This window comes from Acinetobacter bohemicus ANC 3994 (assembly GCF_000367925.1).
Taxonomy (GTDB): Bacteria; Pseudomonadota; Gammaproteobacteria; order Pseudomonadales; family Moraxellaceae; genus Acinetobacter; species Acinetobacter bohemicus.
This window is the reverse complement of the sequence record NZ_KB849167.1, coordinates 69,201-86,960: the sequence shown is the minus strand read 5'-3', so window position 1 is coordinate 86,960 and position 17,760 is coordinate 69,201. Positions and strand designations below refer to the sequence as shown.

Here is a 17,760-nt window from a genome sequence, read left to right as displayed (position 1 = left end):
GGTGCTACAGGCGGAACAGGCTCTACCGGTGCGACAGGCGATATTGGCGCAACGGGTTCTACGGGTGTAACTGGAGCTACAGGCGGAACAGGTTCTACTGGTGCGACGGGTGATATTGGCGCAACGGGTTCTACAGGTGTAACTGGAGCTACAGGCGGAACAGGCTCTACTGGTGATATTGGCGCAACAGGTGCAACGGGTTCTACAGGTGTGACTGGTGCTACAGGTGATATTGGCGCAACGGGTTCTACAGGTGTAACTGGTGCTACAGGCGGAACAGGCTCTACTGGTGCGACAGGCGATATTGGCGCAACGGGTTCTACGGGTGTAACTGGTGCTACAGGCGGAACAGGCTCTACCGGTGCGACGGGCGATATTGGCGCAACAGGAGCAACGGGTTCTACGGGTGTAACTGGAGCTACAGGTGGAACAGGCTCTACCGGTGCGACAGGTGATATTGGCGCAACGGGCTCTACAGGTGTGACTGGAGCTACAGGCGGAACAGGCTCTACCGGTGCAACGGGTGATATTGGCGCAACAGGAGCAACGGGTTCTACGGGTGTAACTGGAGCTACAGGTGGAACAGGCTCTACTGGTGCGACGGGTGATATTGGCGCAACTGGTGTTACGGGTTCTACGGGCGTGACTGGAGCTACAGGCGGAACAGGCTCTACCGGTGCGACAGGTGATATTGGTGCAACCGGAGCAACGGGTTCTACGGGTGTAACTGGAGCTACAGGTGGTACAGGGTCTACTGGTGTAAGTGGTTCAGCTGATTTGATAACAGCAACCAAACTAAATTCTGATGCTAACTTGAATGGTAAATTAAGTCAGGGAGAGCTTCGGGATGGTCCAAATACAATAACGATTTCTTTAGGCCAAGATGCAAAAGCGGGTGACACGGTTATTGTGAATGGTACAAGCCACACATTGATTCAAGCGGATATCGTTGCTAAAGAGATTACTGTTCCTGTAACTGTTGTTGATGGGCTAAATTTTATTCGTGTAGATGCTAAGAACCCACAAGGGCAAACAGATGTTGAGTTTAAATTCTTTGAAGTATCTGAAGGAAAATACATTGGTGATGTAAAAGTTGTTAGTGATCTTAATGGCAATAATATTATCGAAAACAATGAACTTGATGCTATTAACCCGACAATTGATGTGCGTGTACAGCTGGGTGCAGATACTCGTGAGGGGGATAAGGTTACCTTAGTTGGTCTAACTCATACTGTGACCGCAGCAGATATTCTCAATAAATATGTAGACTTTAATGATGTCCCTGTCATACAAGGACAAAAGGAAACACTTCAGGTTGAAATAAAAACAGGCGTTGATGTATTAGGCAGTACTTCGAAGGATATTTATGTCGATGGTGCAGCTCGTAATATTGTAGAGTCGATAGCCTTCCCGAATGATGCAAATAACAATGGCACGCTCAATTCGGTAGAAATGAATGGTAAAAATTATACAGCCGTTAAAATTACTTTGGGTGCCGATGCTAAAATAGGAGACATTGTTGTTGTCAATGGTGATAAATATGTTCTCAATGCAGCAGAAGTGGGCAGTAGAATACTCAATGTAAATGTCGCTGTACGAGAAGGTCAAAACCCAATTGAGGTCATAGCGACAGATGAGAGGGGGACTGTTATTGATCGTACATCTAATTCAATTATTGTCGATGTTTTACCGCCAGACCTTCCAACACTTGCCCCAATAGCGATTGATGATATTCCATTGCATATAGGCAATATTTCTGATGGTTCGGTGACCAATGATAATCGTCCAGAAATTACAGGTAGCGGACGTCTGTCAGGAGAAATCATAACGCTTTATGTCAATGGTACAGCGGTGACTGGAGCAGGAACCCCCATCATTGTGCAAGCGGATGGTAAATGGAGCTACACACCTACAACTGGTTGGCCAGATGCTAATTATGACATTGCTTATACGGTGTCAGACACGAACAGCAATGTTTCACCTCAATCACCAAAACTGAATTTTAAAATTGATACGGGAGCGCCTATAGGCGGTACAGTTTCCATTGATACACCAATCGCTGGTGATAATGTCGTTGATACAGGTGAAGCGGGCACGAATATTTCGGTAACAGGTACAGTGACCATTCCTGTTGATGCAGTCACAACGACTGTCACGGTAACGGTGAATGGGCAAGATTATCCAGCGAATGTAGACCCATCGACAGGGAAATGGACAGCAACGATCCCAGGCAGTCAATTTGCCAAAGCTGCGGGTGATGTTCACGTCAAAGCCATATTTACAGATGCTGCGGGTAATGCATCATTACCAGCCGTTGATGATGAACCTTATAGCCTTAATATTCCTGCCCTCTTAAGTGATGCTGTGCTTGCAGGAACGGGTGCAAACCCACCTGTAACAGGCAGTAATCTTAAAGCAGGTAGTGGTTTGGGCATGGATGCTGTTACAGCACCAGTAACGGCTGTTGATGGACAAGGTAATCCAGTTTCACTGACTGTTGGTGGTGTACCACTGGTATGGAGTGGTACAGGTACAAGCGCTGATCCATTTGTTGCAAAAGCAAATGGTGTGGAGGCATTAAGAATTACCCTTACAGATGTTGGTACATACAGCATTGTACAAAGTCATAGTTTTGACCATAAATTAGCCGGTGCAGACAAGCTCACGATTAACATTCCAGTCTTGGCAGGCGGTCAGCCACATGATGTACTGAAACTTGAAATTGCCGATGACGTACCGACTGCAACACCAGCTGCTAGTGCCAATTTAACCCAAACTGTGACACAAGGAGCAGATACGCTAATTGTGAGTACACCGCAAACCTATCGTGGCAGTGCCGTCGCAACGTTTGGTGGTGATACCGAAGGCGCACATGTTAGTAAAGTCACTGTTGAAGGTGTGAATTTCACCTACGATGGAACTACGGTGGGTACACCTAGTTTTACGGGCACCAATGTTGTGGCTGCTCATACCGTGACGGATAGTTCAGGCACATCATTAATTGTCACCACCGTCCGCGGTGAGACCATTACAGTGAATCTGAATACAGGTAACTATACTGTAGAGGTGACAGGTCAAGGCGTTGCAGTCAATGAAGCGCCTGAGGCAAATATTACTGGAACTGGTGGTCTGCTAGGGGGCGGTATTATTAACGCTGATGCGTTGGGTGTGATTGATCTGGCGCAAACCCAAACCTTCTCGGTTTCGGATGCCAATGAAAACTTGACCAAAGTTAATGTTGGTTATGAAACATCTAATTTGTCGTCTGCTTTAGATGTTTTAGTATCAGCGCAATTAGTCAGTGTTGTTAATGGGTTGAGAAATATTCCAGGAGATATTTTAGGACTTGGAGGTGTAGTTGCCAATCTATTGGAGGGTTTGGGTGTTACAGCTCTTATAAATGTATTAATTACAAATCCAAATGGTTTAATTACAGGGCTAGTAGCACCACTTGTTAAACCATTAACTGACTTATTGAATAAAGTTTTAAATGGCAAATTAGTACTGGATTATGATACTCAGCTTGCAGCCGAGCTTGGTTTGAAAGTCACCGCTGTTGCTGGAGATTATAATAATAACTTTAAAGCAAGCCTTGTGATTGAGCCATTGGTTGCAGGTACGGAAGTCGATTCACTCATCATGAATCAACTATTAAGTGCAGTTCACGCGAAAGATGATGGCGGTGGTTTACTCGATTTATTGGGTTCAAATCTTAATTTGCTGACCACATTAAAATTGCAAGCTTTTGATCAGGATGGTGCTGCTAGTACTCTAGAGTCTCAGGATCTTACCGTTCAGCTTGGCTTAATCACATCTAGTATTCAAGCGAATAGCGTTGTGATTAAGGATAACGGTTCTAATCTGGATCAGAGTAGTGCAACATCATCGGTACAAATCTATGGTTTAGGTGGAGATGACACCATCATAGGCAGTAACTATGCTGACATTATCCGTGGCGGTACTGATGCTGATACGATTGATGGCGGTGCCGGCAATGATCTGATTATTGGCGGTAAAGGCGACGATATCTTAACAGGTGGCTTGGGTCGTGATGTTTTCCGCTGGGAGGCAGGGGATCAAGGTATTGTGGGAACACCCGCAATAGATAGGATTAAGGACTTTGATATTCGTTCACTGGCTCAGGGCGGTGATGTGCTTGATCTTTCCAGCCTATTGTCTGGTGCGAGCCGTGTTGGAACAAATTCGGTAAACATTGGTCAGTATCTTTTCTTTACTGAAAATGCGGGCAACACTGAAATTCATATCAGCAGTACAGGCAATACCGCAACGGCAGTCGATCAAGTGATTGTGCTTGAGGGCGTTACAGGCTTTGTGGGGCAGTTTGCCAATAAGGAAGACTTGATTTCTTACTTGCTGAAATCAGGTAAATTAATTATTGGAGATAAAACGGTTGATCAAGCCACTTACGATTTGATTAAAGGCGATAATCAGCTAAATATTGACATTGAAATTCAGGATGGTGATGGCGACAAAGCCTTGCATGAAGTGGATTTGACAGTCGGTAATTTGCAAGATGCCAATAAATATTTACCAGACTTTGATCCAAATAATGTTGCACCAGAAGTGAGTGTTAAACTCAATCAGCTTTTAGGTTTGATTGGCGCAGATGCACTTGGGTTACTGGATTTAAGTCGTCAGGCTTATACAGTGATTGATGTGAATCATAATTTACAACGCGTTGAATTGGTCTATCAGCCTGTAGTAAATGTGGGTTTAACCCGTGCGACTTATGAGGTGAGTGCAGAATTAGCGGCAGAGCTGGGCTTAAAAGTTGAATATGTGACAAAAGGCGGTCTATTAAACCTGCTTGGTTATAGTAATACGCTCATCATTACATCGTTGGATGGCAAAACCATCAGTAATCTTGCCATTAATGAGCTGTTAGCCGCAGTCGAGTTAAGAGCTGAAGATGGCACTTTGTTGACGGGGAACTTGCTGACAACCAATGTCCTAAACTCGGTTTCACTCACTGCAATTGACAGTCAAGGTGAATCTGCATCAGCAAGCGGTGATCGCTTAGTCGACGTGAATTTGCTGGATAGATTCAGCAATGGTCAAGAATACATTTTCGAAGGCAGCAATGTGATTGATGTCTTGGATCATTCTGTTAAAACTCAAAGCGTTCGCCTATATGGCTACGATGGTGACGATACGCTGACTGGTGGTTCAGGCCATGATTTACTGCGTGGCGGAGACGGTAACGACACACTGAATGGCGGGGCAGGCAAGGACTTACTGATTGGTGGATCTGGTAATGATACGCTTACGGGGGGTACTGGTTCTGATACCGCATTATTTGAGTTATTAGATAATCTTGATGCAAGAGGTGGCAATGGTATTGATACGTGGACTGATTTTACCCTCGGAAATGTCAATACCAATACCGAAGCAGATAAAATTAATATCGCGAGTCTATTGGATGGTCATCAAACCGAGGCAAATTTAGGTGATTATTTGTCTGTCAGTTTTAATGGTACTGATACGGTTATTCGCATTGACCGTGATGGTGGTAGTGATACAGCCTTTACAGGAAAAGTCGATTTACTGATCTTAAAAAATGTCGATACAAATCTGCAAGATTTATTGAATAACGATCAAATTATCTTTTAAATTTTAGAATTTAATCGATGCAAAAGGCACTTTGTAAATTGGTTTGCAAAGTGTCTTATAAGTTGATAAGTAATTAATCTAATGTCTGTTTTTGTATTTATTCTATAAGTGAGGAGGCTTTGAGTTTAATGGAATCACATATTCGCCTTAATATGATTGTCAAAAATGAAGCGCACGTCATCTTAAGATGTTTAGCCTCGGTAAAACCATGGATAGACTCTTGGTGTATTGTGGATACCGGTTCTAGTGATGGTACGCAGCAGCTTATTCAAGACTATTTAAAAGATATACCGGGACAGTTATATGAACGTCCTTGGAAAAATTTTGGCTTTAATCGTACAGAAGCAATTGAACTTGCTCAATCCAATGATTTACCGCATGCAGATTATTTACTCTTTATTGATGCAGATGAAACCTTATTTGCCGATCCAGATTTTAGCCTTCCCCCGCTAAAAGAGTCTGCTTATTATTTTAATGTGGTTTATGGCAGTTTGCGTTATAGACGTAATGCTTTGGTTTCGACTCAGTTAACATGGATTTGGAAAGGTGTATTGCATGAATTTTTACACTCTGCATCACCTCATGTTTGGCATACCTTAGAAGGTTTGAATATTTGTGTTCAGCATGATGGTGCACGAGCAAAAATTGCTGATACTTATTTAAAGGACATTGCATTACTGGAGCAAGGTTTACAGGACGAACCTGATAATTTGCGCTACTTATTTTATTTAGCACAGAGTTATCGTGATGCAAAATTATTAGAAAAAAGTCGTGAGTTTTACTTAAAAAGAGCCAGTGCGGGTGGTTGGGAAGAAGAACGCTGGATGGCACAATTTCGTGCTGCCCAAATGGCTGAGCGTTTGGGGCTAAGTGAAGAAACTATCTACAAAGAATATCTACAAAGCTGGGTTGCTCGGCAGCAACGCGCAGAGCCACTATATGAATTAGCACGATATTATAGAGGGAAGAAAACTTTTGATTTGGCGAGTTATTTTGCACAGCAGGCGGCAAATATTACTCTACCGCAAGATAAATTATTTGTGGATGCCAGTGTCTATGAGTGGCGTGCTTTGGATGAACTTGCTGTTGCAGCAAGTTATTGTGTGGCCTATAACGATGCGGGTAAGGCAGCAATACAAAAATTGATTACAGACAATAAATATCCGACGTCACAAAAGGAACGTATTTTAGCCAATGAACAATTTTTTAAATAAAATTGAATAATTCTAAAAGTATATTAACTGCTACTCATATTTTTTGTGGTGGTTAATATATTGTGTTTATAATTTGTATTTGTGGTTTTAATGTAGTTAAACTAAAAATAAAATATTAATTATCTAAAACATGGGTGATTTTTTACACTAATAGTTATTTATTTAATGAATATTTAAAAATGAATTTATGCATTAATCTGGATCTTAGTTAATTTAGTATTAATGCTTTGTATTGTTATTTTTAAATGATGTTAGTATTTGTTTTTATATTATAGATTGTTGCAATTGATTGGATTTTTAAAATATTTTTTTGCATTTATATTGTGCTGTATTATCTTTTAAATGAATTTTTTATATTCAAAATATGTTGATTTTTAATTAAAATTTTACTGTATATTATTGATATTTATTATTTTTATTTTTTGTACGTGGTGTTTTGTAATAAAATATTATGGAATATTGTTTAAGATTTTATTTTGTAATCGGTTCTTGATTTTTATTAATATAATGATATTGTTTATGTGTTTTTTTTGAAAATGATGTAATTTATTTTTCTAGCTTGTTAGATGTGTTGTTCTAATCTTTTCTCTATTTTATGCTAATCATATGAAAATATTTTACTTGATTTTAATCTACTCTGTTTTGTGTGGTTGTTGTTGTCTTAAGAAGGTATGTTTTTTATTTTTATAATAATTTTATTTTTAATATGGTTTAAATTGCAGGTGGCAGAATTAAAAATATATGTTTAAATAAGAAAATTACTTTTTAATTATAAAATATTTAATGATGAAAATAAGGGTTACATTTATTTTACTTTTGCCTTTTTCTGTACCCATTGCATATGTTCATGCAGAAACATCAACAGACTATTTAAATTCTGTGAAGAGTGGAATTGGTCAGTTATTTACCCCAAAACCGGCAGAAGATGTCAATAAAGCCAGTATTCGCTCATTCAGTCATTTTCAATTAGATACCTCTCAAGTTCAAGAATTGCCTCAAGTGACTCCAGCCCTAGGGGCTAATGCTGTAAGGCAAAAACCATTTTCGGGTTATGCAACCAGCTTAAATTTTAATGAGGTAGTTTTAGCAGCATTACAACGCCGACCTGAAATTACCCAGAGTATTGCTGCTGTCGCTGCTCAAAGTGCCTATATTGATGTGGCAAAAGCGCAGTACTATCCGCAACTTTCGGGTGGAATCGGTACTGGGGATTTAACGTCGGGGGAGCGGGGGCGACAAGTACTGAGTCTTTCCGCGACGCAAATGCTTTATGACTTTGGTAAAGTTAAAACCTCAGTCAATGTTGAGCAAGCCAAACGATTGCAGGAACAAGCGAAGGTATTGGTTACGCTGGATAATATTGCTTATCAAGTTGCCGATGCGATTGTTAATATCAAGCGTTATCAAGACATTGTGCTGATTGCAAATCAGCAAATCAAGGGCATTGGCCGGATTGCCGAAATCGCGAATTTACGTGCCAAAGCAGGCATTAGTAGCCAAGCTGATCCTATCCAAGCACAGTCGAATTTAGAAGCGGCACAATCGAATTTAATTATTCAACAAACTTATCTTGGGCAGTATCAACAAAAGCTCAGAACCCTGCTGGGTTATGATATATCCGCAATTCACTGGCAAATTCCAGAACGTTTGGTGAAGGATTCTGAACTGTATCGTGATCCAGAATTTAATCAAATTCCCAGTATGATGGTGGCCCAAGTGGGCGTGGAAGTTGCAAAATTACAAAAGCAAAAAACCAAACTGAGCAATTATCCCACGTTGAATGTCAAAGGCTCTTTAAGCCAAGCCCTTAACGGTCGGAACCCCAATAATAATGAAGATGACGGCTTTTATAATTCCATCATGTTAGAAGCGTCGAGCAATTTTTATCAAGGTGGAGCAGTTGCTTCGCAAACACGTGCCGCCAGTTATGCAGAAGAAGCGGCAAAGGCACAAGTCAATACCACCTATCTTGAGGTATTAGATCAAATTCGATTGATTCGTGAAGAAATTGAAAATAAACAAAGACAAATCGGCGTGTTGGCGGCCAGAAAAGAAACCACGATTCGCACCAAAGAGCTGTATCAAGAACAATATAAATTAGGGACACGCACAGTGGTGGATTTATTAAATGCAGAACAAGCGATTCACAGTGCAGCACAAGAAATTGAAGCCGCACGTTATGACATTTATAGCGCTATTGTGAGATATATCAGAGTCACGGGTCGTTCACGTGACCTGTATGACCTCAATAATATTTCCATTCAAGGGTTTGAGGTGCAGCCATGAGTCATACCATCAATTATCAACCGTGGCTGCAAGCGGTCTTCACCATTGCCAAGCATTATCGTATCGAGCCTTCTGAAGAACGTATTCGTTTGCAATTGGATTGGAATCCGAATCAGAGCATTGATGACATCTTGACCTTAATCACGCGCCAAATTGGCATGAGCCTGCGCAAAGCCAGTTTTAGTGAAAATTTAATTAATCCATGGCGTCTTCCCGTGCTGGTTGAATTCCAGAGTGGGCAAGTGGCGATTATTGACAAGGTCGATGTCGATGGCAATGCCAGTGTTCAGTTCAGTGGTGATCAGGGGCTGGCGCAAATTTTAACGCTCGAGGTGCTGAAGGAAAATATTGCTCATGTTTATATTCTCCGACCTGCACAGTCAGTGCCTGATGCGCGCGTCGATGAATATATCAAACCCTATGAAAGTAGCTGGTTTTGGTCGATTGTTTTGCGCGACTGGAAGCGTTATGTCGATGTCATGTTTGCGTCCATGCTGGCCAATATTTTGGCCTTGGCCACCATCGTTTTTTCCATGAATGTCTATGATCGGGTGATCCCTGCACAATCGACCACCACGCTTTGGGTGCTGGCGGGTGGGGTGTTAATCGCGGCGATTTTTGAATTTAGTTTAAAAGTCGCACGGATTTATTTATCTGACATTATTGGTAAACGTGCCGATTTACGTATTTCTGATCGAGTTTTTGGTCATGCCCTGAGAATTAAAAACAGTGAGCGTTCCAAATCAACCGGGAGTTTTATTTCACAAATCCGTGAGCTGGAAGGTGTGCGCGATTTGGTGACCTCAACCACAATCTCCGCCATGTCAGATTTACCCTTTTTCTTTTTATTCCTTGGCATCTTTTGGCTCATCGGTGGCAATTTATTTTGGGTGATGTTGGTTATTGTGCCTTTAATGATTCTTCCCGGTCTGTTGGCACAAAAACCTTTGGCTAAACTGGCCAATGAGGGGATGCGCGAGGGGGCGATTCGTAATGCCATGTTGGTTGAAGCGGTACAAGGGATTGAAGATATTAAATTACTTCGCGCCGAAGCACGGTTTCAAAATCAATGGAACCATATGAATGAAGCGTCTGCGGATGTTTCCATGCGGCAACGTAAAATTGTCGGGGTCATGTCGGCATGGACACAAAAAATCCAAGGCTTGGCTTTTGCCATTGTGGTTTTGGTGGGTGCTTTTGCAGTAATGAAAGGTGATATGAGCACAGGTGCTTTGGTGGCGTGTTCGATGTTGTCTTCTCGCATGTTGGGTCCAATTGCACAAATTACTGGGGTGTTAGGACGTTGGCAACAAGCCAAAGTCGCGAAAATGGGTTTAGATGAATTAATGAAAAAAGCAGTTGATCAACCCGATCATGCGCATTTAATCCATCGTCCAGTGCTGAATGGGCATTATGAATTAACTGGTGTGAACTTTAAATATGGCGAAGATGATCCCAAGCCGAGCCTGATGATTGCGAAGCTTGAAATTAAAGTGGGTGAGAAAATCGCCATTCTTGGACGCAATGGGGCAGGTAAATCGACCTTATTGCAATTGTTGTCTGGAATGCAAACACCCGTACAAGGAAAAATTAAATTAGATGGTGTTGAGCTGGGCTTAATTGATCCTTCAGATGTGCGTCGTGATATGGCGCTATTAAATCAGAACGCACATTTATTTTTTGGTACGGTACGAGAAAACTTAACCTTAGGCGCACCTTTAGCCAATGATGAAGAAATTTTAGCTGCGCTGAAAATCACGGGGGCAATGAACTTCGTACAAGAAAAGAAAGAAGGCTTAGATCACATTATTTTAGAAGGTGGTGTTGGTTTTTCTGGCGGGCAAAAGCAAGCCTTACTGTTGTCGCGCTTGCTGATTCGTCAACCGAATATTCTGCTTTTAGATGAGCCTACAGCGTCCATCGATGATGTCTCGGAAAAACAATTCATTGAGCATTTAAAAGGCTGGCTCGGACAAAAAACATTGCTGGTTGCCACCCACCGTCGTGCTGTTTTGGAACTGGTGGATCGGATTATTGTGGTCAATGACGGCAAGGTGGTGATGGATGGGCCACGGGATCAGATTTTGAATCAAAATCAACAACCACAAAAAGTACATGTGGTCGGGGGCTAAATCATGGGCGAGAAAAAATTAGCATTAAAACGTCCGATGAAGGTCGTAGAATTAGAGCCACCACTACCGAAAGCAAGTATTTTTATTTGGATTATTTGTCTGGGTTTATTGGTTATTTTGGTGTGGGCATGGTTATTTAAATTAGAAGAAGTCTCGACTGGCACAGGTAAAGTCATTCCTTCGTCCAAAGAGCAAATTATTCAATCTTTAGAGGGCGGTATTGTCACCAAAATGAATGTGCATGAAGGGGAAATTGTTACCCAAGGTCAAGTCTTGGCGCAGTTAGATCCAACACGATTTGCCTCCAATGTCGGCGAGTCAGAGTCATTGCTGATGTCATCCCGAGCGACAGCGGCGCGGCTACGTGCGGAGGTCAATGGTACAGCGCTTATTTTCCCGCCTGAAGTGTTATCCGAAACCCAATTGGTAAATGAAGAAACCGCTTTGTATCGTTCACGTCGTGCCAATTTAGAAGAATCTATTTCTGGTTTAGAGCAGGCTTTGGTTTTGGTTCAACAAGAATTAAGCATGACTGAACCTTTGGTTGCCAAAGGGGCGGCGAGTGAAGTTGAAGTTTTACGTTTAAAGCGTCAGGCTAATGAATTACGCAATCAAATGAATGATATACGCAACCAATATTATGTGAAATCGCGTGAAGAGCTGTCGAAGGCAAATACCGATATTGAAACCCAACAACAAGTGGTAAAGGGTAAGGCGGATACCTTAAGCCGTGCCGTGTTTAAGTCACCTGTACGTGGCGTAATCAAAGAAATTGATGTCATGACCATAGGTGGCATTGTGCCGCAAAATGGCAAATTAATGACCATTGTTCCTTTAGATGAACAACTGCTGATTGAAGCAAGAATTTCACCACGCGATATTGCCTTTATTCATCCCGGACAGGAAGCCTTGGTCAAGATCACCGCTTATGACTATTCGATTTATGGTGGATTGAAAGGCAAAGTTACTATCATTTCTCCCGATACTTTGCGGGATGAAGTGAAGCAGGATCAATTTTACTATCGGGTGTATATCCGCACAGATTCAGACCAATTAAGCAATAAAGCAGGGAAAACATTCAGTATTACCCCCGGTATGGTGGCAACCGTGGATATTCGTACGGGTGAGAAAACAATCTTGGATTATTTGATTAAACCCTTTAATAAAGCGCAAGAAGCATTACGCGAACGCTAGGCTGCAATGTTGCTAAAATATTGAATAAGAACATGAATAACAATTGATGAGTGATGTCGCATTTTAGGCTTAACTCATCCGTTGTGACTTTTGAAAATAATCGAAAGCACATTTGCTTTAATTTTTGTCATGGATGTTGAATGGTGGTTTAGTACAACTAAGCTAATAAATTTCATCAAGGATATTTGAATGAGTGATCAAAAAATTGTAACTTTCACTTGTGGTTCTGTTGGCTTAATATTATTAATACTCAATAGAAAAAAATTGTAGGTACTTTTGTGCCGAATCAAATTTTGTGATGAGCCGTGGCAGAATAAGAAAAAAGTTAAAATTTTTTAGGGGTGAAAATGAGAAGATTGCCAGTTTATTTATTACTCGATACATCGGGATCAATGATGGGGGAACCTATCGAAGCAGTCAAAAATGGTGTTGAGACACTGGTGTCTTCATTAAGACAAGATCCTTATGCATTAGAAACCGCGTATCTTTCGATTATTAGTTTTGATACCCATGCAAAACAAGTGATTCCTTTGACTGAAATAGCCATATTTAACTCGCCAGCATTGCAAGCGACAGGAACAACACAGTTTGGCGGAGCATTGCTTTTATTGGCGGATAAAATTGAACAAGAAGTTCAAAAAACCACGCCTGAAACTCGGGGCGATTGGAAACCATTAATTTTTATTATGACCGATGGTGTTCCTACGGATGATTGGAAAAAAGGCTTTGAAAGATTAAAACAAGTAAAAACAGGGATGATTATTGCTTGTGCAGCAGGTCATAATGCTGATACTTCAATTTTAAAGCAAATCACAGAAGTTGTGGTTGAGTTGGCAACGGCCGATAGCAATACCATCAAAGCCTTCTTTAAATGGGTTTCTGCAAGTATTTCTACGGGCAGTCAGAAAGTTGATGCTGGTCAGAAAGAAGTGAGTGGATTGAATGATTTACCACCGCCACCACCAGAAGTAAATGTTGTACTTTAATTAAAACTCAATAATACAAAGGAAATAATAATGGCGATCACATTAGCCAAAGGGCAAGGTTTAAGTCTTGAAAAATCACAACATAATTTATCTTTAGTCACGATTGGTTTGGGTTGGGATATTGCAGCACAAAAGAAAAGTTTTTTAGGCGGTTTATTTGGTGAGCAACCTGCCGAATATGATCTCGATGTGGTTGCTTTTTTATGTGATAGAAACGGTACAGTCCGAGATGTAGGACGTGATGCCTCAGGAAATCCAACGCTTAAAAATAGTGATGTGATTTTTTTTAATAATTTAAAACATCGTTCAGGGGACATTTGGCTGACTGGAGATAACCGTACGGGTGCAGGTGATGGAGATGATGAACAAATTATTGTGAAGTTAAATTCACTGTCCAATGATTATCACAAAATTGTTTTTATTGTTCAGATTTATGAGGGCGCTAAAAACAATCAGCACTTTGGTCAAGTTCAGAATGCATTTATTCGTGCCGTTGATGCTTCTGGTAAAGAGATGGTGCGTTTTAATTTGTCAGGCAAAGATCAATATGATCAACAACGTTCATTATTGTTTGCAGAATTAGTTCGTGAAAGCAATGGCTGGAAATTTAATGCGCTAGGGTCATCTTCTGCATCTGATAATTTTGTAGAATGGTTAAAAAAATACGTCTAAAGAGATAAAAATGCGTCGTCTACCCGTTTATATTTTGCTTGATACCTCGGGTTCTATGCGAGGAGAACCGATTCATTCTCTCAATGTTGGACTTCAGTCTATGCTCAGCGCGTTAAGACAGGATCCGTATGCCTTAGAAAGCGTATATTTGAGTGTCATCACCTTTGATATGGAAGCAAAAGTATATTTGCCTTTAACGCCTTTAGATCAAATCCAAATTCCAGAGATTGATGTACCCAATGTGGGTGCAACGTTTATGGGCGCTGCGTTGGAATTGTTAACGCATGAAGTTCAGCACAATGTCAAAAAAACAACAGATGAGCAAAAAGGCGATTGGCGTCCATTATTGTTCTTAATGACAGATGGTTCACCGTCGGACGTTTATGCCTATCAACAAATTGTACCTGTCATTCAGCAATTAAACTTTGCCAGTATTATCGCTTGTGCTGCGGGCCCGAAAGCAAAAACAGAATTCTTATTGCAGCTGACCAATCAGGTGGTTGTACTCGACACAATGGATTCTAATTCTTTTTCAAGTTTCTTTAAGTGGGTTTCAGCCAGTGTAGTTGCGGGGAGTAGCAGTGCTGGAGTGACTGACTCTATTTCTTTACCGCCACCGCCATCGGAAATTCAGTTGGTTTTATAGTCTATATTCAAAAGACATATACAGCATACATGTCTGTCTTTTGAATATCCCAAAACTTTATATTTGATTGATATAACAAAAATAAGCTAGGTAAAAATATGCGCCGATTACCCGTTTTTTTCGTCATTGATTGTTCTGAATCTATGGCTGGACAGCCTTTACAGGCTGTACAGGAAGGCATTGATTTTATCATGAGTGGTTTGCGTACCGACCCCTATGCTTTGGAAACTGTCTATGTTTCAGTGCTTGCCTATGCAGGAATTGTACGGACTTTAGTGCCGTTGACAGAGCTTTTTGCCTATAGAAGTTGTGAACTTCCTTTGGGAGGAGGCACACATTTAGGCAAAGCACTTGATCATTTGGCGAAAGAAATTGAACGTTCTGTGATGAAAACGACGGCAGATGTCAAAGGGGACTGGAAACCGATTGTATATTTATTTACGGATGGTCGTCCGACGGATGATTATGAAGATGCGATTTCTCGTTGGAATGCTAAATATGAAAACAAAGTGACCTTAGTCGCTATTGGTTTGGGGCAAGATGTTGATTTTTCTGTATTAAAGCGCTTAACAACACATTGTATTTCATTAACCCAGATTGATCATGAATATGTCAAAAGCTTATGTAAATGGATCAGTGCTTCGGTTGTTTCACAGAGTATTAGTGTTGGAAATAATCAAAAACAACAAGATCTTTTGCCATTGGATGAGCGATATATGCATTTGGCTAAGGAGAAACTTTCATTCCGAAAAGGGCAGGCTGATGATCGTACGGTGACATTTATAGGACGCTGTCAAAAGCTGCATCATCCTTATATTTTAAAATATACACGTCACTTACAGTATGGTGAGCTTTCTGATCTAAATATCAATTTATACAATTTTAAATTACAAACCTGTACCGGTATTTCAGAAGATTATTTTAGCTGGACAGATCATGCTGCTGAAAAGCCTAAAATTAATACCTCTGTTTTAGAGGGCAGTTCTAATTGCCCGCATTGTTATGCTGAAACAGCTTTTGCAATGTGTGCCTGTGGCAATTTGATGTGCTATGACGGATACAGTGAATTTGCCGTTTGCCCATGGTGTCTGCGTCAAATTAGTTTTTCTGCATCTGGGGAAGATTTTAATCTTACTCGTGGGCAAGGTTAAAGCATAAAAATAGCAAAATGGTTTAGGCTGGGGGAAAAGTGATGACTGAATTTAAATGTAAAATAAAAACATTATTAGAAAAAAATGACATGGGATTGAATGATCAATTTATTGGTTATATTTCTACTGATGAAAATTTAGGACAATTATCCAAGTTATTACACGCCTTACGCCTGAACCCAAAATCAGGTTTAGGCATCGAAATTTCCCAGCCTGAAACAAAGCCAAATCTTGCTGAAGAAAAAGCAACTGTGCCATTAAAATTGACTGAAAGTGAAGCAGTTGATACGGTCATCATGGAACCCGCTATTCAATTCAATGATCAAACATCCAATACAGCAGAAAACAAATCCAGTCTTTTTTCAAATCCAGAGGAAAGCGCTAAAGTAGCGTCTGCGGTGATTCGCTTAGAGAATCAGCTTGAAACAGAATGCTCTGATTTAAATCAATCAATTGAAAATACAGTTGATGATATGAGCACGACTTTAAAGCCTCATTTAACCCAAACCGAATCAGTCGTAGATCAAATGAATACCCAAGATGCGATTCATATCGATCCGAGTACACTCAATCAAGATAAAAATAGAGCTGAAATGACCGACGTATTTAATCATGTATTTGCAGATGAGGTGAAATTTCAGGTCGATAATGCTCGTGTAGGTCAAGCCTACCAATCCAATATTATGCTGATGTCTAAGCATGATCCTAAACAGATTGTATTTAAAGCGGATAGTTTTAAATTTGCTGAGCATGATTTTTATTTTGATGAGGCAACACAGACCATTCAAGGCAACCCTGAACGAGCAGAAGAACTGATCTTTTCGTTTCAATACGGGATTAAAAATGAGACGCGCACAGCAAAGTGCAAAATGAATATTATTCCTGATCCACGAACTTTATGGAAAGTACTGGAGCCTGAAGCAGAACAGCCTTTTATTAAAACGCATACAGAACAAAAAATGATACAGACTGAAAATTATAAGCTTATTGCAGCCAGTCGACGTGGTCGTTCACATGAACATGCTGGGACATTTCGTGATGATGATTTTACCATCATGCATATTCCGAATAGCGCATGGTCAGTGATTGCTGTTGCTGATGGGGCGGGGAGTGCACCGTATTCTCGAGAAGGTTCACGTATTGCAGTCGAAATTGTGCAAAGTGAATTTCAGCGTTATTTACACGATTACACCATCGAATCTTTAAATGAAGATATCAAAAAATGGCGAGTGGGTGGTCAAGATGAGCAAACCAAAGTCATTGCACATAAATTGAATCAACAATTTTTTCATGTTTATTATGAAATTTATAAATCGATTATCACTCAAATAGAACAACAAGCTGAAGAAATGGCTGTGGCTGCGAAGGCTTTTTCAACCACTTTATTAATCGCCGTACTCTGTCACCAACCAGATAAAACATTTATGAGCACTTTTTCAGTCGGTGATGGCGTCATTGTAGCCTATAGCGATGAGCTGGTTCGAATTATGAATGTCGCGGATGGTGGCGAATATGCAGGTCAAACCAAGTTTTTAGACCGCAGTATTGGGCAAGAATTGGGTGCTCGGATCAAAATTGGATGCTATAGCAATATTGATGCTGTCATGGTGATGAGCGATGGTATTTCAGATCCTATCTTTGAAACAGAGGTTGGATTGACGAACCATGAAAAATGGAAAGACTTATATGGCCAATTAGCCCCGTTATTCCACACTGAAAATGCGGCAAGTGATCTTTTGGAGTGGATGCATTTCTTTACGCCAGGTCATCATGATGATCGTACCTTGGCCGTCCTTTGCAATAACAATAAGGCAGAGTTACTTCAGTAAAAGAATTTAAAGATGAGGT

The 17,760-nt window shown here is 40.7% G+C and carries 10 protein-coding genes; all 10 read left to right on the top strand.

Annotation, left to right across the window (positions count from 1 at the left end; all coding sequences use genetic code 11):
* Positions 1 to 5,631, top strand: a 5,631-nt coding sequence (locus F994_RS17180) for a beta strand repeat-containing protein (protein ID WP_004649637.1), incomplete at its 5' end; no start/stop codon positions are given.
* 128 nt (positions 5,632 to 5,759) lie between these two features.
* Positions 5,760 to 6,845 (top strand): tetratricopeptide repeat-containing glycosyltransferase, encoded by a 1,086-nt coding sequence (locus F994_RS07390; RefSeq protein ID WP_004649636.1) that lies wholly within the window; start codon positions 5,760 to 5,762, stop codon positions 6,843 to 6,845.
* A 783-nt stretch (positions 6,846 to 7,628) separates the two neighbouring features.
* A complete protein-coding gene (locus F994_RS07385; protein ID WP_004649635.1) occupies positions 7,629 to 9,131 on the top strand; it encodes a TolC family outer membrane protein in 1,503 nt (500 codons plus the stop codon).
* Entirely contained in the window at positions 9,128 to 11,263 is a 2,136-nt protein-coding gene (locus F994_RS07380) for a type I secretion system permease/ATPase (RefSeq protein ID WP_004649633.1), read from the top strand. Before F994_RS07385 ends, F994_RS07380 begins: the two co-directional genes overlap by 4 nt.
* Before the next feature lie 3 nt (positions 11,264 to 11,266).
* The gene (locus F994_RS07375) at positions 11,267 to 12,457 is read left to right on the top strand and encodes an HlyD family type I secretion periplasmic adaptor subunit (RefSeq protein WP_004649632.1); all 1,191 of its coding nucleotides are present in this window, start codon (positions 11,267 to 11,269) and stop codon (positions 12,455 to 12,457) included.
* Between the two features lie 347 nt (positions 12,458 to 12,804).
* Positions 12,805 to 13,443: a vWA domain-containing protein gene (locus F994_RS07370; protein WP_004649631.1), complete on the top strand. Its 639-nt coding sequence runs from the start codon at positions 12,805 to 12,807 to the stop codon at positions 13,441 to 13,443.
* A gap of 30 nt (positions 13,444 to 13,473) precedes the next feature.
* A complete protein-coding gene (locus F994_RS07365; RefSeq protein WP_004649629.1) occupies positions 13,474 to 14,115 on the top strand; it encodes a TerD family protein in 642 nt (213 codons plus the stop codon).
* A gap of 10 nt (positions 14,116 to 14,125) precedes the next feature.
* Complete coding sequence (locus F994_RS07360; protein WP_004649628.1) at positions 14,126 to 14,761, top strand: vWA domain-containing protein; 636 nt, start codon at positions 14,126 to 14,128, stop codon at positions 14,759 to 14,761.
* A gap of 98 nt (positions 14,762 to 14,859) precedes the next feature.
* Positions 14,860 to 15,912 carry a TerY-C metal binding domain-containing protein gene (locus F994_RS07355; RefSeq protein ID WP_004649627.1) on the top strand — a complete coding sequence of 351 codons (1,053 nt, stop codon included), beginning with the start codon at positions 14,860 to 14,862 and terminating at the stop codon, positions 15,910 to 15,912.
* Between the two features lie 41 nt (positions 15,913 to 15,953).
* Positions 15,954 to 17,741, top strand: a complete 1,788-nt coding sequence (locus F994_RS07350; RefSeq protein ID WP_004649626.1) for a PP2C family serine/threonine-protein phosphatase — start codon at positions 15,954 to 15,956, stop codon at positions 17,739 to 17,741.
* Positions 17,742 to 17,760: the final 19 nt, after the last annotated feature.